Source organism: Bradyrhizobium sp. 164 (assembly GCF_023073715.1).
Classification (GTDB): Bacteria; Pseudomonadota; Alphaproteobacteria; order Rhizobiales; family Xanthobacteraceae; genus Bradyrhizobium.
The window spans coordinates 367,813-390,437 of the sequence record NZ_JADPKA010000083.1 but is presented as its reverse complement, the minus strand read 5'-3'; the positions used below and the strand labels follow the sequence as shown (position 1 = coordinate 390,437).

20 protein-coding genes and 1 pseudogene are annotated in these 22,625 nt (G+C 63.8%); 16 read left to right on the top strand and 5 right to left on the bottom strand.

Annotated elements, in window-relative coordinates:
• Window positions 1-942: 942 nt before the first annotated feature.
• The 6 genes and pseudogenes from IVB01_RS26970 (at window position 943) to IVB01_RS26945 (ending at window position 6,278) form a co-directional block, all read left to right on the top strand.
• Window positions 943-2,481 carry a porin gene (locus tag IVB01_RS26970; RefSeq protein ID WP_247278280.1) on the top strand — a complete coding sequence of 513 codons (1,539 nt, stop codon included), beginning with the start codon at window positions 943-945 and terminating at the stop codon, window positions 2,479-2,481.
• A gap of 86 nt (window positions 2,482-2,567) precedes the next feature.
• Window positions 2,568-3,059, top strand: a complete 492-nt coding sequence (locus IVB01_RS26965) for a MarR family transcriptional regulator (protein ID WP_247278281.1) — start codon at window positions 2,568-2,570, stop codon at window positions 3,057-3,059.
• A gap of 197 nt (window positions 3,060-3,256) precedes the next feature.
• Window positions 3,257-3,469: pseudogene (locus IVB01_RS26960) on the top strand (porin); the annotation flags it as partial.
• Window positions 3,470-4,012: 543 nt separating this feature from the next.
• Window positions 4,013-4,174, top strand: a complete 162-nt coding sequence (locus tag IVB01_RS26955; protein WP_247278282.1) for a DUF2934 domain-containing protein — start codon at window positions 4,013-4,015, stop codon at window positions 4,172-4,174.
• 312 nt (window positions 4,175-4,486) lie between these two features.
• Entirely contained in the window at window positions 4,487-4,774 is a 288-nt protein-coding gene (locus IVB01_RS35760; protein ID WP_247278283.1) for a DUF2934 domain-containing protein, read from the top strand.
• Window positions 4,775-5,420: 646 nt separating this feature from the next.
• Window positions 5,421-6,278 carry an SDR family oxidoreductase gene (locus IVB01_RS26945; RefSeq protein ID WP_247278598.1) on the top strand — a complete coding sequence of 286 codons (858 nt, stop codon included), beginning with the start codon at window positions 5,421-5,423 and terminating at the stop codon, window positions 6,276-6,278.
• A 235-nt stretch (window positions 6,279-6,513) separates the two neighbouring features.
• Here the strand turns inward: IVB01_RS26945 and IVB01_RS26940 are convergent, their stop codons facing one another.
• Window positions 6,514-8,301 carry a peptide ABC transporter substrate-binding protein gene (locus IVB01_RS26940; protein ID WP_247278284.1) on the bottom strand — a complete coding sequence of 596 codons (1,788 nt, stop codon included), beginning with the start codon at window positions 8,299-8,301 and terminating at the stop codon, window positions 6,514-6,516.
• A gap of 153 nt (window positions 8,302-8,454) precedes the next feature.
• Entirely contained in the window at window positions 8,455-8,970 is a 516-nt protein-coding gene (locus tag IVB01_RS26935) for a ferritin-like domain-containing protein (RefSeq protein WP_247421036.1), read from the bottom strand.
• Between the two features lie 235 nt (window positions 8,971-9,205).
• On the opposite strand from IVB01_RS26935, the gene IVB01_RS26930 reads away from it, so the two are divergent.
• From IVB01_RS26930 to IVB01_RS26890, 9 genes are all read left to right on the top strand, one after another.
• The gene (locus tag IVB01_RS26930) at window positions 9,206-10,000 is read left to right on the top strand and encodes a MetQ/NlpA family ABC transporter substrate-binding protein (RefSeq protein WP_247278286.1); all 795 of its coding nucleotides are present in this window, start codon (window positions 9,206-9,208) and stop codon (window positions 9,998-10,000) included.
• Between the two features lie 128 nt (window positions 10,001-10,128).
• On the top strand, window positions 10,129-11,163 hold the full coding sequence (locus tag IVB01_RS26925; protein WP_247449786.1) for a putative FMN-dependent luciferase-like monooxygenase: 1,035 nt from the start codon (window positions 10,129-10,131) through the stop codon (window positions 11,161-11,163).
• A gap of 36 nt (window positions 11,164-11,199) precedes the next feature.
• Window positions 11,200-11,817, top strand: coding sequence for a CMD domain protein (locus tag IVB01_RS26920; RefSeq protein WP_247278599.1), 618 nt, complete (start codon window positions 11,200-11,202; stop codon window positions 11,815-11,817).
• Window positions 11,818-11,828: 11 nt separating this feature from the next.
• Window positions 11,829-12,413 (top strand): alkylhydroperoxidase domain protein, encoded by a 585-nt coding sequence (locus tag IVB01_RS26915; RefSeq protein ID WP_247278288.1) that lies wholly within the window; start codon window positions 11,829-11,831, stop codon window positions 12,411-12,413.
• Window positions 12,414-12,474: 61 nt separating this feature from the next.
• A complete protein-coding gene (locus IVB01_RS26910; protein WP_247278289.1) occupies window positions 12,475-13,632 on the top strand; it encodes an ABC transporter substrate-binding protein in 1,158 nt (385 codons plus the stop codon).
• 54 nt (window positions 13,633-13,686) lie between these two features.
• Window positions 13,687-15,510, top strand: a complete 1,824-nt coding sequence (locus IVB01_RS26905) for an ABC transporter permease (protein ID WP_247278290.1) — start codon at window positions 13,687-13,689, stop codon at window positions 15,508-15,510.
• Window positions 15,510-16,358, top strand: a complete 849-nt coding sequence (locus IVB01_RS26900) for an ABC transporter ATP-binding protein (RefSeq protein ID WP_247278291.1) — start codon at window positions 15,510-15,512, stop codon at window positions 16,356-16,358. The genes IVB01_RS26905 and IVB01_RS26900 overlap by 1 nt, the downstream gene beginning before the upstream one ends.
• Complete coding sequence (locus IVB01_RS26895; RefSeq protein ID WP_247278292.1) at window positions 16,355-17,095, top strand: ABC transporter ATP-binding protein; 741 nt, start codon at window positions 16,355-16,357, stop codon at window positions 17,093-17,095. Before IVB01_RS26900 ends, IVB01_RS26895 begins: the two co-directional genes overlap by 4 nt.
• A 235-nt stretch (window positions 17,096-17,330) precedes the next feature.
• Window positions 17,331-18,413 (top strand): HoxN/HupN/NixA family nickel/cobalt transporter, encoded by a 1,083-nt coding sequence (locus IVB01_RS26890; protein ID WP_247278293.1) that lies wholly within the window; start codon window positions 17,331-17,333, stop codon window positions 18,411-18,413.
• 7 nt (window positions 18,414-18,420) lie between these two features.
• Here IVB01_RS26890 and IVB01_RS26885 read toward each other — a convergent pair whose 3' ends face one another.
• On the bottom strand, window positions 18,421-19,935 hold the full coding sequence (locus tag IVB01_RS26885; RefSeq protein WP_247278294.1) for an ATP-binding protein: 1,515 nt from the start codon (window positions 19,933-19,935) through the stop codon (window positions 18,421-18,423).
• 104 nt (window positions 19,936-20,039) lie between these two features.
• Window positions 20,040-20,858, bottom strand: a complete 819-nt coding sequence (locus IVB01_RS26880; RefSeq protein WP_247278295.1) for a YkgJ family cysteine cluster protein — start codon at window positions 20,856-20,858, stop codon at window positions 20,040-20,042.
• 424 nt (window positions 20,859-21,282) lie between these two features.
• Between IVB01_RS26880 and IVB01_RS35520 the strand changes: the two genes are divergently transcribed.
• Window positions 21,283-21,414, top strand: coding sequence for a hypothetical protein (locus tag IVB01_RS35520; protein ID WP_256464591.1), 132 nt, complete (start codon window positions 21,283-21,285; stop codon window positions 21,412-21,414).
• 27 nt (window positions 21,415-21,441) lie between these two features.
• On the opposite strand, the gene IVB01_RS26875 is transcribed toward IVB01_RS35520, so the two are convergent.
• Entirely contained in the window at window positions 21,442-22,506 is a 1,065-nt protein-coding gene (locus IVB01_RS26875) for a 2-dehydropantoate 2-reductase (RefSeq protein ID WP_247278296.1), read from the bottom strand.
• Window positions 22,507-22,625: the final 119 nt, after the last annotated feature.

Sequence of the window (22,625 nt, the reverse complement as noted above, 5' to 3'; positions counted from 1 at the left end):
CTCCGCAAAGCTGCCGCCCGAACCGTCGATGCGGTCTGCGCCGCAATCGGCCACGCACTCGATGCCTTCACCGCCGACGAATGCGCCAATTACCTCAAAAATTCAGGCTATCGAACTTAATGCCATCACGCTTTAGCGCAAACCTAGCGCTCAGATCCGGGTCGCACACGCCCGGTTTGTCGCTGCGAGGCACTACATCTGGCAAATGGGGATCGTCGGAGCTTGCTGATCCTTTGGTGTTGGCAGACGGTGCGTGGCGATTCAGCGATCTAAGCAATATCACCGGTGTCGCCAGCGCATCCTGGCGCAAACTGTGCCGAAACATCGGCGTAGCCCCTCTTCGACCTGCCTTGAGGCAAGTGAGCGAGCCGCATCTCGATCCGCTCGGCGCCTTCATTGTGCGACCGAGCTGAGGGACGCAGCGGTTCCGTCCAAAGGGGGCGCCGCGGACGGCCTGCTCAAACGAGAATCGGGGCGGCGCAATGCATGAACAACGAACGAGAATCTCCGTAATACCCACGTCGTTTGAAGCGAGGGCCTGTGCACAGATGCCGACGCACCGCCTCAATCGACCCGTTGTGGCGTCACAACAGCCCCTTGGAGCTGCCGCGCAAACGTGCTCAGCCAAAGTCGGAATTTATAATCAAAATCAATAAGTTGCTTAGATACCATCGCCTCACGGTCGCGTGATATTTGTGCAACATCGGCGCGAAAACGCTCCACTTGAGGGCAAAACGGTGACGTCTTCCGTTGATTGATCAAGCCTCTTAGGCTCTTATCCAACCCGCGACGGAGGGGGGCATCCCGAGGTCGTCCCGTTTTAGGTGGTTCGCTTAAGTAGACCATCGTTACGAGGATGCGTTGATTTTCAACGTCTTTTCGCGGGTAGCTCAAATGGCTTTGTACGAAGATTTGTACGGGGCTTCAACTTGGAGGGTTAACATGAAGTTCAAGGGCCTTTTGCTCGGTTCCGCGGCAGCTCTGCTCGCCGTTGGGGGAGCACAAGCGGCTGATCTTCCCGTAAAGGCCAAAGCGGTCGAATACGTGAAGATCTGCTCGCTCTACGGTGCGGGTTTCTACTACATCCCCGGCACTGACACCTGCATCAAGCTGGGTGGTTATCTGCGCGCTGAAGTCGCGCTGGGCACCAATAGCGTCTTCGGGATTGCGAACGGCGCTCCCGGTGGTGCGCACAATCGCCTGAGCAACTACTACACGATGCGTGCTCGTGAGGACCTCAACATCGACACGCGCACCGCGACCGAGTACGGCGTCGTCCGCACCTTCTTCGATGGCGTCTTCTCGTGGACGACGGGTGGTTATGTCGGCACCGGCTCGGCCTTCGGCACGACGGGCTACACCGCCACCACCGCGGGTACGACCACGATCAACCCGACCGATGGCGGCACCTCGGGCGGTTCGCTCGGCGTGTACTACGCCTTCATCCAGTTCGCCGGCTTCACCATGGGTAAGGCCGTGTCGCAGTTCGACGCGCCCTGGACCAACTACCCGGGTAACAACATCGACAGCCTCGTCGGCGGCAGCGGAACGGTTACTGGTGTCAACCAGTTCACCTACACCGCTGACTTCGGTCAGGGCATCACGGCATCGTTCTCGGCGGAAGACGCGACTGCGTACTATCAGGCCGGCAACCTTAATCTGTTTGGCATCACTTCTGCCGGCGTCCTCGGTGGTTCCTATGGCGCTAACGCCATTGGCGGCTCGCGTTCGCCGAACCTCGTTGCTATGGTCCGTGTCGACCAGGCTTGGGGTCTCTTCCAGGCGTCGGTCGCTGCGCATGACAACCACGTTGCTTACTACGGCGCGGACGAAGCGACTGGCCATCCCGACGATAAGTGGGGTTGGGCGGTTCAGCTCGCTCTGTCGATCAAGAACATCCCGACCGGTGCGGGTGACGTGATCAACGTTTCGGGCGTCTACACCGACGGCGCAACCCGCTACAACTTCCAGAACCTCGCGGGTAGCTCGTACTCCATGTTCGGCGGTTCGGGCGTTGCGTACCAGAGCATCGGCTTTGCCAATGCGCCTGACACGGTGTTCGTCCCCGGTTCGAGCCAGGAGAGCGTCAAGACTTGGGGCTTCCGTGGTGCGTACACCCATAACTGGGACCCGTACTGGAACACCGCAATCTACGGTGCCTATGCACATGCATCGTTTGGATCGCTTGCCAAGAACTTCCTCTGCGGTGGTGGCGGCTTTGCCGGCTTCTTCGCGGTGCCAGGCGTTACCTCGTGTAACCCTGACTTCAACGTTGGCCAGGTGGGTGTGATCACTCGCTGGACCCCGGTGAAGAACCTGACGTTCTCAGCCGACTTCAACTGGACGCGTGTGGATCAGAAGTATGCCGGTGTGGTTGGTCCTGTTACGCCGACCGCTACCTTTGGCAAGCCCTTGGCTACCTACGAGCTGAAGGATCAGGACAGCTTCACGCTGCTGCTCCGCGCTCAGCGCAACTGGTAAGTTCGATCTATCGACCGACCTCCAAAGGCCCTCGGCGGGAAACTGCCGGGGGTTCTTTCGTTGATGGTGACACGGCAAAGAAGCCAATGGCGCGCGTACTGACGAGCGAGGCACTAAGACCCGCTGCTTCCGAACAGATAAGCAGATTGGTCAGGTCTATCAGCGCTTCACTTGGCGAGGTTCAGGCCACGTGGGCTGGCAAGCTCCAACTGAGCGTCCCGCAATTGAACATGCTCCTCATCATCTCCGACGCGGATGACAAAGCTGGGATGTCCGTCAAAACGGTCGCGGAGTTGCTTGGGGTCGAAAGCACGTTTGTCACCGCCCAATCGAAAACCTTGGTCGCGCGAGGATTGCTAGAGAAGCGAAGCTCCCGCACTGACAAGCGGATGATCTATCTCTCACTTACACCCAAGGCCCGGAAGCAGCTCGATGACCTGACGGAGACGAGGAACGCATTTGACGCCTCCATCAAACGAGCATTCGGTGAGATCGGCACGTTGCGAACCATCGAATTACTCAAGGACCTCGACAACTGCATTTTGCGCTGCCGGTTGAGGCTGCAGCTTGAAGAGTAGGGACCGCTCCGAATGAGGGAAGGGCACATGGTTATCTTTCCATTTGGCTTCTATATTCTGGAAGGCGGACCATCTATGTGGGCAACCACCTAGACTAGAAGAGCAGAGGACCGGGCGCGCCTACGATGCCTACCGCGGGGGCAGTACGGCTCGCGGGCCGACCGCGCTCTGCGGACCGCTCGGAACGATATCGACACTTCGCCATCGGCCAGGTCGGCTTGATCACCCGCTGGACCCCGGTTAAGAACCTGACGTTCTCGGCTGACTTCAACTGGACCCACTTGGACCAGAAGATGGCGGGTACGTTCGCTTACGGGGGCGCTGGTGCAATCGCGAAGCCGGCCGCTGTGTACGAGCTGAAGGATCAGGACTCGCTGACCCTGCTGCTCCGCGCTCAGCGCAACTGGTAAGTTCGGTCTAACGACCTGACAGAGAGCCCCGGCGGGAAACCGCCGGTTTTTTTTGGTTTGCTTGCCGCGGAGCCTGCCTGCAATCAGACGCCGTGGGTGTTTGCTGGCCTCGGGACGTCCGACATTGAGCCGGCTGACGCAACAACGCGCAAACTCCGGAAGGTTCAGGGGAGCAATGATGTCCTTGTCCTCGCATGCGTCGCGGCCAAGGCTTTGGGCATCTTCCCCAAAGATGCACTCGAATTTGGGTCGCCCCGCGTAATGCTGACGCAATTCAGGCAAGTTTCTCGAATTACTGCTGATTTTCCGGTTTTGGAATGGGGCAGCGGATCCCGCTGCCGCGACCAATGACCTTCAAAGCGCATCGATCTCCGGCAGCGGCCGCATCGCGCAGCGAAGCTCGCGCGAGGAAAGGAACTCTTGCGCATGATCGCGGCTTGAATCCGCGGACCAGCGTCGCCGCCGATTGCTGGTCTGCACGGCCCCGCCTCCAAGCCCCCATACCCCCCAAGGATGGGGCCGTGCTTCATAGCAGGAGATCCCATGCCTGAGCCGACCGAGCAGGAGATCAGAGAGCGCGCGCACCGACTCTGGGAGCAAGCTGGCAAGCCCGAAGGCCGTGAGGACGAGTTTTGGCACGCGGCCGAGCAGGAGCTGCGCAACGAGGACAAGTCGAACACCACGCGGACGCCGGATACGCTGTGACCCGCAAGAAATGCCCATTCTGCTTCGGTCTGGGGTGGGTTTGCACAAACCATCCGCTCCGGGCCTGGAGTGACAAGCTGGGCGGCTGCCGGTGCGGTGAGGGGATGCCGTGCACCTGCAACACGGCCGAAGATCCCGAGATAAGAGTGGTGATCGTGGAAGCGGACACGACGTGGCACTAAAACAGCGACAGTCTCCTCAGCTCGAAGTGCTGGTCCTAGCTGCGTCTGAGCTGCGCGGAACGGAGCTCTCAAAAATGAATTGAGGCTCTGAGCAGCACGGGCTGCGCCGCAGACCGGTTCGCAGGGCGTGGTGGCCACCGTGGACGAGCAGCAAAAGATAGAGCACCAGATTGAGCTCGCAACGCGAGCCGCGGCGCTTGCCAAAGACGAAACCACTGTCGGGCGATTCCGGAGCTTTGCCGACGAGCTGACGCAAAAGCTCCTGCGCATGATGCGGCGCGGCAAGGTCCGGGCACGCGCCTACGAGCTCTGGGAGCAGGCCGGCCGTCCGGCCAACCGCGAACTGGACTTCTGGCTCGAAGCGGAGCGGCAGATCGAAGAAGAACGCGAACAGAGGAAGGGCTCGGGACCGTCATAGCGACGATCGCCGCTGGCGCTGGATGCCGATATTGCCAGCAAGGCGCTTGGCTCCGGCCGCTCGTCTCCTTGCGACAGAAAAAAGCCGCCGGGTTCTTCACCCTGGCGGCTTCAGAAGTCCGCAGCTGTTGATCGCCTCCCAGCTCGTGCGTACCGCCGTTACCTTGTTTGCGGCCATGCCTGGTCTTTGTAGGCGGACGCGGGTGATTCTGCTGTGACTTGAAGCACACAGTGGAAGGACGATGTCGGGGTTTCGCGAAGATGCGCGAGAGCTCGGGGCGGGTCGGATGGGGTGGAGCCCTTACAAATCCATCACGGCTCGTATCCAATGCAAGGCGGCAACGATGATCGTGAAGCCGAATTGCTGGGGGGCTGCTTCTCTGCCGTCGGGCAAAACACCCGCCCACCCGTCGAACCCCTTCCTACATAGATACTTCGCTTTATCGAAATTCGGGATCGGCGTATGTGTCGCCCCGCCTTGGGCCCTCTTGGCTTTGAGAGCGTGGAGCGACGAAGCAAAAGCTCGGCCTGAAAGGCGCCGCGAGATCGGCAAAAACGTGTCGGCGAACCGGGAGACGAGATCCCCGAGCGGCGAGGAACGCTTCCCACCGCTCTCCGTTAGCGGAGCAAACTTCCGGAGCCGTCGCATGACCGATTATCCAAAGCCGCCTTTTCCTGCGCAGCAGCAACCCATGCCCGGTTCGACCCGAGCGATGAATCCCAGGCCGGATCACGGCGAGGAGAGTTACAGGGGCGCCGGGCGCCTGGCTGGAAAGAAGGCGATCATCACCGGGGGTGACAGCGGCATCGGCCGCGCGGTCGCGATCGCCTATGCGAGGGAAGGCGCCGACATCGTCATCTCCTATCTGAATGAGGACGAGGATGCCGCCGAGGTCAAGGCGCTGGTGGAGCGGGAGGGACGCAAAGCCGTTCTGATCCCTGGTGACATCCGCAATCCCGAGCATTGTCGCACGATCGTTCGGCGGACCGTCGAGGAACTCGGCGGCCTGGACATCCTCGTCAACAATGCCGCTCATCAGGCCACGTTCAAGGACATCGCCGACATCAGCGACGAGGAATGGCAGCGGACCTTCGAGACCAACATCCACGCGATGTTCTATCTGACCAAGGCCGCTGTCCCGCATATGCGCCCGGGCGCCGCGATCGTGAACACGGCCTCGGTGAACTCCGACATGCCGAACCCCAGCCTGCTCGCCTATGCCACCACCAAGGGAGCCATCCAGAATTTCACCGGCGGACTTGCCCAGATGCTGGCGGAGAAGGGCATTCGGGTCAACGCCGTCGCCCCGGGTCCGATCTGGACGCCGCTCATTCCCTCGACGATGCCGGAGGATAGGGTCAAGAACTTCGGCAAGCAGGTTCCGATGCAGCGCGCCGGCCAGCCGGCCGAGCTCGCCACCGCCTACGTCATGCTCGCCGATCCGCTCTCGAGCTACACATCAGGGGCGACCCTGGCCGTCACGGGCGGCAAGCCGTTTATCTGACCGGCGACGTCAATGATCGCAATGACGAGGTTGAGAGAGCATGGCTGCTCTCCTCTCGTGCCCCGGACGCAGCCCCATTTCAGCGATGCGCTGCAGAGCCGGGGCCATCTTGCCGCATCGTATTGTCCGCCTTCTGGGTCCCGGCTCTGCGCTACAACGCTCAAAGCGTTGCAGCTTGTCCGGGACACGCGAGTGAGCGGCGACGATGTTGCTTTCGCGCTCACCCGTGCCCCCGTTAGCTGCGATACCACGCCCCCAGATTCCACGTTATGGTGTCCCACCCCGAGATGTCGACCATGAGGTTGTTGACGCCGGCGTTGACGATGTTGCGCGAGAGCAGCGGCAGGAACACGTTGGCTTCACAGAAGATCTCGTCGACCTTGATCAGCAGTGCGGCGCGCTTGACCGGATCGAGCTCGTTCTGCGCGGCCTTATAGGCCTTGTCGGCCTCGGGATCGGAGTAGCGCGAGTTGTTGCGGCCGAGCCATTTGTTGTCCTTGCTGGCGATCTCCCAGGAGACGCACTGGTTCAAGAACCGCTCCGGATCGGGCTGCGGCTGCGTCGTGTTGTACATCTCCATGTCGGCATAGAATTTCGAGTAGGTGTCGGGGTTGCCGACGTCGGAGGAAAAGAACACCGATGCGGTGACCGATTTGAGCTCGATCTCGATGCCGGCCTTCTGGCAGGCCTGCTTGATGATGGCCTGGGTCTTCTGGCGCGGGGCGTTGGTCGAGGTCTGGAAGACGTATTTGAGCTTCTTGCCGTCCTTCTCGCGGATGCCGTCCGCGCCCTTCTTCCAGCCGGCCTCGTCCAAGATCTTGTTCGCCTTGTCGACATCGAACTCGTATTTGAGCTTGCTGGACTTGAACTGCGGAGGCTGGTTGACGAAGCTCGCGGTCGCGATGCCGCCGCGGCCGTAGATGAATTTCTGGATCGACTCGCGGTCAATCAGCAAGTTGATCGCGCGGCGCACGGCCGGATCGGACAGCGTCGGGTGCTTGGTCTTGACGCTGGAGCGCTCGCCGTCGACCTCGGTCCACGGGTCGGTCGTGTTGAGGATGATGAACTCGACATTGCCCGACACGGTGACGTCGACCTTGCCTTTGCCGCTCGCCTCCATGCGCTTGAGCACCTCCTCCTCCACCTGCATGTTCCAGGCATAGTCGTATTCGCCGGTCTGCAGCACCGCGCGTGCCGCGGACACCGCGTCGCCGCCGCCCTTGACCTCGAGCGTGTCGAAATGCGGCTGGTTCTTGACGTGATAGTCGGGATTGCGTTCGGCGCGGATCATGTCGCCCGGCTTGAACTCCACGAATTTGTAGGGGCCGGTGCCGACCGGCTTCAGATTGCCGGGCGCTTCGCGCGACTTGGCGCCGGCATAGTCGCCGAAGTGATGCTTTGGCAGGATCTGACCGACCGAGCCGACGAACGGGTCGGCCCAGAACGGCGTCGGCGCCTTGAAGGTCACCTTGACCGCATGGTCGTCGATCTTCTCGACCTTGATGTCCTTGTAGGAGCCCGTGGTGTAGGCGGCGGTTGCGAGATCCGCGGCGTACTGCCAGGTGAAGACGACGTCGTCGGCGGTGAAGGGCTTGCCGTCATGCCATTTGACGCCCTGCTTGAGCTTCCAAATCACGCTCATGCCATCCGCCGCGAGGCCGCCGTTCGCCTTGGTCGGAACCTCGGCGGCAAGGCAGGGGATGAGATTGCCGTCCTTGTCCCAGCCGGCGAGCGGCTCAAAGAAGACGCGTGAGGCGATCTGGTCCTTGGTGCCGCTCGCGAAATGCGGATTGAGCAAAGTGGGAGCCTGCCAGAGCAGGAGCTTGAGCGGGCCGCCGCCGCCCGCCTTCGTTGGCTTGTACGGCAGCGTGGCATCCGCCATCGCCACATCGTGCCAGACCAGGATTTGGCTCGCGATCGGCGCTGTGATTCCGATCGCGGCTACCCTTTGGATGAACGAGCGTCGCGACAGCGTGCCTTGCTTCACCTCCGCGATCAGATTGCGGATTTCATTCTCGTTCATCGGATGCTCCCCACTCGTCCCAAGAAAAAAGTCGTCACCAGAAGTGACGCAGTCTAGCTCAGGAGGTGAGCGTGCGGGAGTCGAAGATGTCGCATTGGTTTGGTCCGAGCAACGCGACCTTGGCGGCTCCGAGGCGGAGCCGCCAACGCGTCGTCAAGCGGCGTTGGAGGCCTTGGCATTGACGCCCTTGCGCAGCGCCACCGTGTTGAGCTTGGTGTTCGCGGCCTTTTCCTCGTTCAGATTGGTGGTGAGGAAGCGCACGATCTCGTCGTGGCCGAGCTCTTCGGCCCATGCGATCAACGTGCCGTAGCGGCACATCTCGTAGTGCTCGACAGCTTGCGCGTTCGCGACGATGGCGGCGTCCAGCACGGCCTTGTCCTCGATCTCCCCGGCGGTCTCGTCGGCCTCCTTGATGAGACCGTCGATCCCCGGGCAGTGGGTTCCGCTCGGCTCCTTGCCGAGCTTCGCGAAGACCTTGTCGAGCCGCTCGACCTGCTTGCGCGTCTCTTCCAGATGGGCCTTCAGGCCGGCGACGAGGTCCCTGTTGGTGGCCTTCTCGATCATCGTCGGCAGCGATTTCAGGATCTGCTGCTCGGCATAATAGATATCCTGGAGACCATGGATCAGCAGGTCCTCCATCGATTTGATGTCCTTGGTGAAGAAACCCATAAAAGACTCCTCTTTCCCAATGATGGCAGGGGAACGCCGCAGCGGGCCGGCTGTTCCCGCCTGGCTCACCAAGACGAGAGTCGGGATGAGCGGCGAAAGAGCGCGGGCGCATTCGTTCCCCACATCGGATCGAAAGGAGAAACCTTCTCCGCATCAGCCGGCCAAAAAGGATTTCAATTTCATTGATTTCGCGCGGCGGAGAAGCGAATACGGTTCCAATCGTTGCCGCAAGACCATGGAGACCAAGATGTCGTTTCGCCTGCCCCTGATTCTCTCGACCGTGCTCGCCGCCTGGTCGGCGGCGGCTGCCGCCGAGACCATCAAGATCGGCGTGACGCCGGGACCGCACGCGCAGATCTTGGAAGCGGTAAAGCCGATCGCCGCCAAGCAGGGCCTCGACATCCAATTGATCGAGTTCTCCGACTATGTCGTGCCGAACGCGGCGCTCGATGCCGGCGAGATCCAGGCCAATTCATTCCAGAACCAGCCTTACCTCGACAACCAGAAGGCCGACCGCGGCTACAAGATCGAGGCCGTCGCGCTCACCGTGAACTTCCCGATCGGCGTGTACTCGAAGAAGCACAAGGCCTTCTCCGATATTCCCGACAGCGGCAAGATCTCGATTCCGAACGATCCAACCAATGGTGGTCGCGTGCTGCTGCTGCTGCGCGACAAGGGCGTCATCAAGCTGAAAGAGGGCACCGGCTTCAAGCCGACCGTGCTCGATATCACCGAGAATCCCAAGAAGCTGAAATTCATCGAGGTCGATGCAGCGCAGGCGCCGCGCGCACTCGACGACGTCGACGCTGCCGCGATCAACACCAATTATGCAACTCAGGCGGGCCTCGATCCCGTCAAGGATCCGATCCTGCGCGAGGACCCGAAGGGGCCCTATGTCAACCTGATCGCCGTCCGCAGCGCGGACAAGGCCAAGCCTTGGGTCAAGACCCTCGTCGACAGCTACCACACGCCGGAGGTCAAGGAGTTCGTCCTGACCAAGTTCAAGGGCGCGGTGCTGCCGAGTTGGTAGGCAACCTGCTCAGCCATAGTCCGGCGCAGCGGTGATCCCGGCGGGCAGCCCTGCGCAATGCCCGCTTGTCTGGAGCTGCGGCAACCGACATCATCGGCTCGTGGCCATCCTCGCCCGACAGGGGTCGTATGAAACGCTTTGCAAACCTGAAACGACTGGGATTTTTCACGCGGCTGCTCGATGAGGCTCCGCCGGCCGAGCGATATCGCCATGCGGCCGAGCAGATCGTGCGCGCGGAAAAGGCGGGGCTCGATTCCGCCTGGATTGCCCAGCATCATTTTCACGAGCGCGAAGGCGGCCTGCCGTCGCCCTTCGCCTTCCTCGGCTACGTCGCCGCGCAGACCTCGCGCATCCGTCTCGGCACCGGGATCGTGACGCTGCCGCTGGAGAATGCGGTGCGGGTGGCGGAGGATGCCGCGGTGCTCGATCTCCTCTGCAATGGCCGTTTCGAGCTCGGCGTCGGCACCGGCGGCAACCCGTCGGCCTTCGCCGCCTTCGGTCTCGACAGTGCGCAGCGCAACGAGATCTTTGCCCGCAATCTGGAGGTCGTCCGCGCGGCGTTGGTCGGCAAACCTCTTGATGGCGGGGACACGCTCTATCCGCAACGGCCGGAATTGGACAAGCGCATCTGGCAGGCCACATTCTCGGTCGCGGGCGGCGCCCGGGCAGGCAAGGCGGGCGATGGCCTATTGCTGTCGCGCACCCAGCCGCGGACCAAGGAGGCGCCGAAGGCCACGCTGGCCGAGATCCAGAATCCGATCATTGATGCCTATCTCGAAGCGCTGCCGCCAGGATGCGAGCCGCGCATCATGGCCTCGCGCAGCGTCTTCGTCGCCGACGACCGGGCTGAGGCGATGCGCCTTGCCGATATCGGGCTGCGGCGCGCGCTGCCGCAATTTCTCAAGGGCGGCCACGCCAGGCCCGGCGAAACTCTGGAGGAGATGATCACCGCGTTCGACACTCATATCGGCGCAGCCGACGACGTCATCGCCTCGCTGCGCAGCGATGCCACGCTGGAACGAGTGACCGATCTGGTGTTCCAGGCGCATTCGGTCGATGCGCCGCATCCCTATATCCTGCGCTCGATCGAGCTGGTCGCGGAAAAGGTCGCGCCGGCACTGGGCTGGACCCGGGCGGCGCCCGCTGTGGCCATGGCGGGCTGATCGGAATCAACGGAAATCACGTCGCAAGGCTGAATGATGGGAACGCAAGATATCATCGACACGCTCGCCGGCATCGAACCGGAATCAGCTCTGGATGCCATCCGCGCACGCCGCCTTCAGGCCCGCGAGAACGCGCAGAAGAGCTATCTCGCCCTGTTCGAGCCGATCGATGCGAGCGCGTTCTCGCTTGCCGAGCGTGCCGCGGTCGCGGCCTTCGTGACCGGACTTCATGGCGAGTCCCCCGTCGCAGCGTTCTATCGCGAGAAGCTTGCGGCGAATGCGGATGGCGCGCCTTTGCTCGACGCGATCAAGGCCGAGATCGAACGCGGCAAGACCTCAGGCCCGTATGGGGCGTATCCAGCCGGACCATTGTCAGTCGAGAACACGGCCGGGTTGATCTACCGCGTGAGCGCCGAGGGCAAGCCCGTCCTTGGCGCCCGGCTCGTTGCGGCGCTCGAGCATGCGCATCTGTTGGTGTTCCGTCCGCGCGATGCCGCCTCGGCCGACATGAAGGCGCTGCTCGTCGCCGGCTGGTCGAACACCGGCATCGTCACCTTCTCTCAGCTTGTTGCGTTCCTGTCGTTCCAGGTGCGCGTCGTCACCGGCCTGCGCGTGCTCGGCGCTTCGCTCGGGCCTACCGCGGCCGGAGCGTAAGGAGACTGCATATGAGCGCTGCAAACAACGTCAATCCGCCCGTCGTCTTCACCCAGGACGAGCTCGGCTGGGTGTCGTGGATCGATCCGCTGCCCGAGGGCGAGCTGACCGAGCGGCATTTCGCTGGCCTCGTCGATCGCGCCCGCGCCAAGTCGGAATATTTTCGCCTGCTGGTGCGCGACCCTGAGGTGCTCGAAGCCCGCACCAAGACCGACAAGGACATTTTCTACAACGTCGCCGACGGCCTGCCGCGCGCCGAGCGCGAGCTCGCGGCGGCCGCGACGTCGCGCTACAACGGCTGCATCTATTGCGCCTCCGTGCATGCGCGGTTTGCCAGCACCTATTCCAAGCGCCGCGACGACGTGCAGCGCCTGCTTGAGGAAGGGGTTAAGGCCGACCTCGGCGAGCGCTGGAATGCCGTGGTCAAGGCGTCGGTGGCGCTGAGCGCAACGCCGATCGCGTTCGGCCCCGACAACGTTGAGGAGCTGCGCCGCGCCGGTCTCGACGATGCCGAGATCGTCGATGTCATCAACGGCGCGTCGTTCTTCAACTGGGCGAACCGGCTGATGCTGTCGCTCGGCGAGCCCACTAAATAAGCAGTGTCACTGGCACATAAATTGCCGCTTATTCGTAACACCTGAATGGATGGAGCCGTGCATGAGCAACATCGATCGTCGGTCCCTGGTCAAGGGCTCGCTTGCCGTCATGATGGCGGGAGCCGCCATCTCGCGCAGCGCATTCGCCCAGTCGTCCGAGCCGATCCTGCTCGGCGTCAGCGGTCCCCTGACTGGGCCTAACGCCCAATACGGCGCGCAGTGGAGGCAGGGCTTTGATCTCGCGCTCGACGAGATCCACGCCGCCGGCGGCATCAACGGCCGTAAGCTCGCCTACCAGTTCGAGGACAGCCAGAGCGATCCGCGCCAGTCGGTGGCGATCGCGCAGAAGTTCGTCTCCGATCCCCGCATCGTCATGGAGCTCGGCGATTTCTCGAGCCCGGCCTCGATGGCGGCCTCGCCGATCTATCAGCGCGGCGGCCTGGTGCAGTTCGGCTTCACCAACTCGCATCCCGATTTCACCAAGGGCGGCGACTTCATGTGGAGCACGTCCGTAAGCCAGGCCGACGAGCAGCCGCTGCTGGCATCCTATGCCGTGAAGCGGCTCGGCTTGAAGAAGCTGGCGGTGCTGCACCTCAACACCGATTGGGGCCGCACCAGCCGCGATCATTTCGTCAAGGCGGCCAAGGAATACGGCGCCGAAATCGCGGTCACCGAAGGCTATATCGCGGAGGAGCGCGATTTTCGCTCCACCCTGGTGCGCGTGCGCGACGCCAATCCCGACGGGCTGATCCTGATCTCCTATTATTCCGACGGCGCGCTGATCGCGCGCCAGGCGCGCCAGGTCGGCCTGAAGCAGACCATCTGCGCGGCGAGCTCGGTCTACTCGCCGAAATTCCTGGAGCTCGGCGGCGAGGCGGTCGAGGACGTCCATCTCGGCACACGCTATTTCCCGGAAGACCCGCGGCCCGAGGTGAAGAAATTCATCGCGGGCTTCAAGGCCAAGTACAACGGGCAGGAGCCCGACGCCTTCAACGCCTATTCCTATGACGCGATGAACATGGCCGCTGCCGTCCTCAGGATCGGCGGCACCGATCGCCGCGCCATCCGCGACGCTTTCGCCAAGGTGAGAGACGTCTCCAGCGTCATCTTCGGCTCGGCGACGTTCGACGTCGAGAGCCGCCGCGTCAAGGGCGCCATGAATGCCGAGCTCGTCGTGCGCAACGGCAAGTTCGCACTCTGGGACGGCAAGCCAACCTGATAATGATGGCCGGAGCGATCGCTCCGGCCCCCTTCCTCTGATTGGAAATGCTGCGTGGCTTCCTGGCTCGACTACACGATCAACGGCCTGATCGTCGGCAATGTCTACGCCCTCGTTGCGGTCGGGCTCGCGCTGATCTTCGGCGTCAGCCGGCTGATCAACTTTGCGCAAGGCTCGATCTATCTCGTCGGCGCCTATATCGGCTGGGTCGCGGTGGTGCAGCTGCATACTCCGCTGCCGCTCACCATCATCGTGGTCGCGGTCGCGGCCGCGATCGTCGGGTTGATCATCGAGCGGTTCGGCCTCCGTCCGCTGCAGAACTCGGTGCGTATCGCGCCGCTGTTGGCGACGATCGGCATCAGCTTCGTGCTCGACCAGCTGGTGATGCTGACCTTCTCGCCCAATCCGCGTGCGCTCCCGAGCCAGCTGCCGGACGTCCGCTTCCAGGTCGGCAACGGCACGATCGGACCGCTGGACTTACTCATCGCCGGAGTTGGCATCACCAGCGCGCTGCTGCTGTTCGTCTTCCTGCGCTACACCAAGCTCGGCTGGGCGGTGCGCGCCACCGCGCAGGACCGTGACGCCGCCATGCAGATGGGCGTCGACGTCAACCGCGTCAATCAGGCCGTATTCGGCATTGCAGCGGCGCTCGGCGGGGTCTCCGGCATGCTGGTCGGCATGTACTACAATCAGATCGACACCGCGATGAGCCTTCAGGCCACGCTCAAGGGCGTGGTCGCGGAAGTCGTCGGCGGCGCCGGCAACGTGCCAGGCGCGGTGGTCGGTAGCCTGCTGCTGGGACTGGTCGAGAGCTACGGCGTCGCCGTGTTCGGTACCAGCTATCGCAATCTGTTCGCGTTCCTGTTGTTGGTCGTCGTGCTCGTGCTGCGGCCGAACGGGCTGTTCGCGAGTGCGCGGCAGGCGCCGCCGGAGCCGCTCACCGGCACCTTCATCGCGCCGAGCCGTCCTGTGCGCATTCCGCGCTGGGCCTCGGTGCTTGCAGTCGGTGGGTTCGCGATCCTGCCGCTGTTGCCGGTGTCGTTCTACGTGCTCCAGACGCTGATCAATGCCTGGCTGCTCGGCATGCTCGCGCTCAGCCTGACGCTGGTCGCGGGAACGGTGGGTCAGGTCTCGCTCGGCCATGCCGCGCTGCTGGCGATCGGCGCCTACACCGCCGCGCTGCTGTCGCTGACCTTCTCTGTGCCGGTCGGCCTCGCCATCATCGGGGGTGGCCTGATGAGCGCTGCGCTCGGTACGCTCCTGATCTCGCCGTCGTTCCGCCTGCGCGGGCACTACGTGTCGATCGCAACGCTCGCCATCGGCGAGATCGTGTCGCTGGTGATCCTGAACTGGGAGAGCGTCACGCGGGGCCCGATCGGCATCTCCGGCATTCCGCCGCTATCGCTGTTCGGCTACGACCTGATCAGCCCATCGTCGGTCTATTGGTTCAGCCTTGCGGTGATGGTCGTGCTGGCGCTGCTGCAGGGTCGTCTGCTGACCTCGCATCTCGGCCGCAGTTTTCGTGCCATCCGCGACGACGACATCGCCGCGCGCGCCTATGGCCTCAGCCTCAACCGCTACAAATCGCTCGCCTTCATCTTTGGCGGCTTCGCTGCCGGTGTCAGCGGCGGCATCGCCGCGCATCTCTATTCCTACATCAACCACGAGACCTTCAACACGCAGCAATCCATTCTGGCGCTGACCGTCGTGATCCTCGGCGGCCTCGGCAATGTCGTCGGCGCAGTTCTCGGATCGGTGGCGCTGGTCGGGCTGCCCGAGGTCTTCCGGATCGCGGCGGAGTATCGAATCCTGATCTACGGCATCGTGCTGCTGCTGCTCGTGCGGTTCAGGCCGCAGGGCCTGCTGGGGACGATCTGATGGCGGAGCAGCACCTGCCCATGTTGTCCCTGCGCGGGCTGACGCGTCGCTTCGGAGGTCTCACCGCAGTCGATGCCATCGATCTCGATCTCGCCAGAGGCGAGCTGATCAGCATCATCGGCCCGAACGGCGCCGGCAAGACGACGCTGTTCAATCTCGTGACCGGTCTCGATCGGCCCGACGCCGGTACTGTCAGCTTCGCAGGGCAGGACATCACCGGCCTGTCGCCGGAGCGGCTCGCAGGCCACGGCATCGCGCGCACGTTCCAGCTCGGTCGCGTCTTCGGCAATCTCAGCGTGATGGACAACGTCCTGATCGGCGCGCATACGCGGCTGCGGGCGGTGAAGCCGGCCGTGCCGGCGATCGGCCCGCTGCTGGAGCTGGGCCTTGCGCTGCTGCGGCCCGCCAGCGTCAAAGCGGAGGAGGAGCGGCTGCGCGAAGAGGTGAAGACCATTCTCGCCCGCTTCGGCGAACGGCTGCTGCCGCGGATCGAACAGCCGGCCTATAGCCTCTCTTACGCCAACCGCCGCCGCATCGAGATCGCGCGTGCGCTGGCGCTGAAGCCGCGGCTGCTGCTGCTGGACGAGCCGACCGCCGGCATGAACCCAACTGAAACTGCGGAGATGCAGGCCCTCGTCGCCGAGCTCAAGGCGGAGGGGCTGACCATCCTCCTGATCGAGCACAAGCTGGAAATGGTGATGCGCCTGTCGGACCGCGTCATTGTCATGGACGAGGGCAAGAAGATCGCGGAAGGTCCGGGCGAACAGGTGCGGAGCGATCCCAAGGTGATCGAGGCCTATCTCGGCCATGGTCTCTCCGGAAAGGCGGAGCAGGAGAGCGCGGCATGACGAACTCCTCGATGGAACCGTTGCTGGCATTGTCCGATGTCAACACCTTCTACGGCCAGGCCCAGGTGCATTTCGACCTCTCGATATCGGTCCCGCGCGGTCACATCGTCTGCCTGCTCGGCGGCAATGCCAGCGGCAAGTCCACGACGATGAAGATCATTCTGGGCTTGGTGAAGCCGCGCTCCGGTGATGTGACGTTCGACGGTGCCTCGCTCATCGGGCTGACCACGCCGCAGATCGTCCGTCGCGGCATCGCCTCGGTGCCGGAGGCGCGGCGGCTGTTCGCGGACATGAGCGTGCGCGAGAACATCCTGATGGGCGCCTTCGTGCGCAACGACCGCGATGTCGTGGCCCAGGATCTCGACAGGATGCTCACGCTGTTCCCGAAGCTCGGCCAGCGGCTGTCGCAGCGCGCCGGCTCGCTCTCCGGCGGCGAGCAGCAGATGGTGGCGATGGCGCGGGCGCTGATGAGCCGTCCCCGCATGATCGTGATGGACGAGCCGACCATGGGTCTGTCGCCGCTCTATGTCGATCGCGTGCTCGAGCTGATCCGTACCATCAACCAGGACGGCGTCTCAGTGTTCATGGTCGAACAGAATGCCAGCCTTGCGCTCGAGATCGCACATGAAGCCTACGTGCTCCAGACCGGCAAGATCGTGCTCTCCGGCCCGGCGCGGACACTGAAAGACGATGCTCGCATCCGCGACGCCTATCTGGGCGGTTCCGAGGCGGCGTAGAGCGAGCCGATCTCATGGTTCGAGACGGCCGCTATGGCGGGCTCCTCACCATGAGGACCCAGGGCTTGGTCGCAAAACAAGGACCTCATCCTGAGGGCCGCGCGAGCGGGCGTCTCGGAGGATGGCTGCAAGCACTGCTGCAGAACCGTGTCGCCCCTCGGGGATTGCACTGGTCAGTGTGATCATCTTGTGAAAATATCATACCGGTGGCGCGACGGGGCGTGCAACGGACGGAATGGTTGTCGTGACGAAATGGTCTTTGCGGGCGGTCGAGCCCGGAGCTGCGCTGCTGTTCGGCGGGCTCATCGCCGCCAACATCGCCGCGTGGACCTGGGCCTTCGCGCGGTTCGGCGACCGACCAACGGTGATGGCGACCGCGCTGCTGGCCTGGGTCTTCGGGCTCCGCCACGCCGTCGATGCCGACCACATCGCCGCCATTGATAACGTCGTGCGCAAGCTGATGCAGGCGGGCGGCGCGCCGCGTAGCGTCGGCCTCTATTTCGCGCTGGGCCATTCCACCGTCGTGGTGGTCGCGACCATGCTGCTCGCGCTCGGCGTGGTGAGCCTTGGCGGCGACAGCCTGCTCAAGGAAATCGGCGGCCTGATCGGCACGTCGATCTCGGCGCTGTTCCTGCTCGTGATCGCGGCCATCAATCTCGCGATCTTCGCAGGCTTGTGGCGGACGTTTCGCATGGCGCGCGAGCAGGGCGTTCACGACGCCGCGGGCCTCGATGCGCTGCTCGCCAATCGCGGCATCCTGGCGCGGCTGCTTGGCCCGATGTTCCGCCTGGTGACGAAACCCTGGCACATGTATCCGCTCGGCTTTCTGTTCGGCCTCGGCTTCGATACCGCGACCGAGATCGGCCTGCTCAGCATTTCCGCCAGCGAAGCCGCGCGTGGTACCTCGCTCGCCGATGTCCTGGTCTTCCCGGCGCTGTTCGCCGCCGGCATGGCGTTGGTCGACACTGCCGACTCCACGCTGATGGTGAGTGCCTATCGCTGGGCCTTCGTCGATCCCTTGCGCAAGCTCTGGTACAATCTCACGATCACGGGGGCTTCGGTCGCGATCGCACTGTTGATCGGCGGCATCGAAGCGCTTGGCCTGATCAGCGATCGTCTCGGCTTGTCCGGCCGCGTGTGGGCGGTGGTCGATGGTCTCAACGAGTCGCTGGCGAATGTCGGCTTCGTCGTGATCGCGCTGTTCGCGGTCGCCTGGCTCGTCTCCGCTTTGCTCTATCGCCGCATGTTCGCGGAGGACGGGCGCAATGCGGCGCGCGGCTTCGATGCGGCCGAGGCAGCGTCGGTGATGAGACGCTAATCCGGGCTTAGAGCGCGGCCGCGGTTTGCGCCGGCGCCGCCGGCAAATCATCGCCGTTGGGATTGCCCGGCGCCGTCGCCCAGGCGAGCTCCACCAGCGTCACGATCCGGCGTCCGGCGCCGTCGAGCTGGCAGACGATCAGGCCTTGTTCCTCCATATAGCTGAGCAGGCGCTGCGCGCGGCGCAGTGAATGCGAGCCATAGGCGCGCGCGATCGCGGCATCGCCGGGACACGGCCAGCCTTCCTTCGCCGCCCTCGCGATCATCATGAACACGCCCTGCATGTCGTCGGGCAGGATCGAGGCGCGCAGCGACACGTCCTGCCAGGCGTCGTCCTCAGCCAAATCGGTGCCGAGCCCGGCGCGCGCGTGCGTCAGCATGCGGCGGAATTCGTTGAGATCAGGCACCGCCGCGCCGAGCCCCTCGATGCGGCAGCGGACCACGAATTCCTGATAGAGCACGCCGATGGCGCGGAAGCCGGCATCGGGCCCGGCGAGCACGGCACGAAGGGTACGATCCACGCGCTCGCGCCGTTCAGCGAGCTCTTCAGCGCTGACCGGCAGCTCGATCGGCTCCGTGCGCGATTCCGGCGTAGCTGCCGCTTTCGCGGCGCGGAGCTGCTCGAGCAGATCCGGCGCCGGCCGGCGCTGCGGCCGGCTGGCGTCGGGCGGCGGCGCGGCCAGGATCACGGCGCGCGCGTCTTCCAGCATCGCTTCCGGCAGCGGCATCAGCCGCGGCGTGGAATTGCGCGGGCAGGTAGCGGTCGGGCCGATGTTCAAACGCAGGGGACGGCGCGATAGCGCAGGTCCCAGCGCCATGAACTGGCCACGCTCGAGATCGCGAAAAGCTTCGGCCTGCCGCCGCTCCATGCCGAGCAGGTCGGCGGCGCGCGCCATGTCGATGTCGAGGAAGGTCCGGCCCATCAGGAAGTTGGAGGCTTCCGCCGCGACGTTCTTGGCAAGCTTCGCCAGCCGCTGGGTCGCGATGATGCCGGCGAGCCCGCGCTTGCGGCCGCGGCACATCAGATTGGTCATCGCGCCGAGCGACAGTTTGCGCGCTTCGTCCGAGACCTCGCCCGCAACCGCCGGCGCAAACAGCTGTGCCTCGTCGACAACCACCAGCATCGGGTACCAATGGTCACGATTGACGTCGAACAGCCCGCCGAGGAACGCCGCGGCGCGCCGCATCTGGTTCTCGGCATCGAGCCCCTCGAGATTGAGCACGGTGGAGACACGATGCAACCGCGCGCGCTCGCCGGCGACCTGAAGGCCGCGCTCGGTGTGATCTTCGGCCTCGATCACCAGATGGCCGAAGCGATCGGCCAGCGTGACGAAGTCGCCCTCGGGATCGATAATGGCCTGCTGCACCCAGGGCGCGCTCTGTTCCAAGAGCCGCCGCAACAGATGTGATTTGCCGGAGCCCGAATTGCCTTGAACCAGGAGGCGGGTCGCCAGCAGCTCCTCGAGGTCCATGGCCGCCGCGGCGCCTGCCGTGGTCTGCCCCATCTCGATCGCAACCGTCATGTCCCCGACTCAAGTCCCCTCATTCGCGGACAGGGGCTTATCAACCCCGCCGGGGCGCGTCGAGCGCTACCGCGCGAATCAGGCCGCGTTGCCCACGGCGGAGTTCAGGCGTGATGCGACAACCGTAAAAGTGCGGGCCGATAGGGCGGATGCGGATCGTCGTCCTCGTTCTCGGGAATGGCGCAGGAGCCGAATTCCTGCCTGATCCGGTCGATCTCGGCGATGCGCTCATGCAGCCGCTGCAAATGCTCGGGCGACGTCGCCCGCCAGAATCGGAAGGTGTCGGCGGTGAGCGGAAGGAACGCGGTGCCGAACAGCGTCGGATCCGGAACAATGGTGCGTCCGAGCAGCAGGAACCGCTCGGTGCCGGACACGACGAGGGTCGCATAGCCGCGGTTTCCGATCCGCCTGACGCCGTTCAGCGACCATTCGGCAAGCTTGCTGAAATACGGCTCCTCGCGCCAGCGGTCGGGACAATCGTCGTCCACCGTGACGTTGACGGCGTCCTGGCTGAAATGCACCACGATGCCCGACTTCGCCGGAAACCAGTCGTCGTCGAGATGGCCCTGCAGCCAGGCACAGACGAACGACCGGCACATTTGCGGGCGGCGATCGTAGATGGTGCATCCGGTGCCGGCCTGCCAATGTTTGCAGAGCTGGTTCACCGGCTTGTCGACGCCGGCGACTTCGAGGATATCGCAGCAGGCGTTGCACGATCCGCATTGCCGGGCAGGGCGCGCCGCCCTCGGTAGGCCGGTCGCGCGAAAGCCCTGGCCGTCGCGCACCAGCAGCTTCTGCTTCTCCAGTGCGGTCAACGCCCGCTCGATCTTGAGACGGGACAGTCCGGTTGCGTCGATCACGCCCTTCATCGTCGTCGCGCCTGCCTCGACCGCGCGGACGACGCTCAGCATCGCCTGATCCATTGTTGTTCTTGTTCTGGTTCTCTCAGCCGCGCTTGCGATTGCGCCGGACAACAGACCGGCAAACAGGTCAACACTTGACCTAAAAAGATATGTTGCTCATCTCTCTGTCGGCTGGGCAATAAGCCGAGCCTGTCCCGCGTGCATGCAACGTCTGCGCGAATGACGGGCCAGCACGTAAAGGAGAGCTCATTCGCGTCGAATCGGCTCGCTTTGCTCGCGAAGTGCCGGGATATGACGGGCGGCATGCTGTCGTCTCACGCAGTCGTGATGTCAGCGGCCTGCGCGTCGGCGCGATGTGAAGGCGACCGGATCGCGTGACAATCGAGATGCGACGACTGTCGTTGAGTTTGCGCCACACCGGAACAGTGCCGTACGCCGAACCTGTAGTGATGCTGGTTCAGATTCCACGGCGGGCGCGGCGTGGGTGACGTTTGGTGCAACGCTCGGCCGTGGCGCCCGTCGTCTTGGGCATCCCGACCTGGTCACGCGCACCGGCGCGATCACGCTGGTCGCGGTGACCGGCCTGATCTGGATTCGATTCGCTCGCAGCGCGTGAGGGCCGGTGTCGCTGGAAGCGGCGCTCCTACTGCGCGCCGGATCCGCCCTGCACGATCTTCTCGTTGAGCTTCTGGTCCACGGTGTCGACCGTGCGGTCGATCTCGGCATTGGGCACACCGAGCTGATGCGAGATCAGCTTCACCAGCAAGTCGACGCGCTCGATGAACGGCGCGCCGCTCGCGACCGCGCGGGCGGCCGACGATGGCTTGAGCAGGCTTTCGGCGGCCTTGGCATATTTCGCGAACGGCACCTGGTCCTGCGGGTCGGCGCCGAGGCGGCGGGCGATGGCATCGACATGATCGTAGATCGTCTGCGCCCGCGCGAGATCGCCATGCACTGCGTCGCGGATCGACTGCGGCTCATTCGGCGTGATGCAGCGGTAATTGCCAGTCAGCAGCATCGACCATTTCGCCAGCGGCACGAACAACGAGTCGAACACCTTCAGCTTCACCGGCACGTCGTGGCCCTCGAGGGTCACCGCGTCGATGTCGCCTTCGAGCTCGCGCAGCAGCTTGTTGTGCTTCTCGTCTGCGAATACCGATGCCTTGAAATTCGTGGGCAGGCCGACATGGAGCACGTTCGCCGCCTCTTCCGGCGGACGGAACGCCTGCGGGTCGGGCGAGCACAGCGTCACCAGCCCCGGCTCGAAGCGCTCCCACACCTGCGCATTGGTGTAGGCCTCCTCGAGATCCATGTCTGCGAGCGCCGGAATCCGCTTCAGATAGGGCAGCGGCGGCATGTTCATGATCGACAGGCACGGCAGCTTCGCCGCGGCGATCTTGACCATGAGAACGCGCACCGTGTGGTTGGTGTATTGCGGCTCCTGCATCGCGAGGCCGACCAGGTCGTAGCGGGAGAGGTCGACATTGGCCGGCGTCACCGCGTCGAGCTTGCCGGGCAAGTCACGCGAGAAGATCGCCCGGTGCACCGCCTCGTCGCGCAACTTGATGCGCACCTCGGTACCGTCCCGGTTGATCAGCTCCGCGGTCTTGGCGCGACACACCAGGGTCACGTTATGCCCAGCCATCAAGAGCTTCGTGCCCAGCAGGGAGCCGTAAGAAGCTCCGAGAATCAGGATGTTACGCGCCATATTTCGTCCCTTGGCAATCGTGCAGTTTTGTCCCCTCCGCCGTCCGGAGGGCGAATTGCGGGCATGTAAAGCGAAGTGCGTGGGGATGGCAACTGGGATAATGCATACAAGAAGGCACC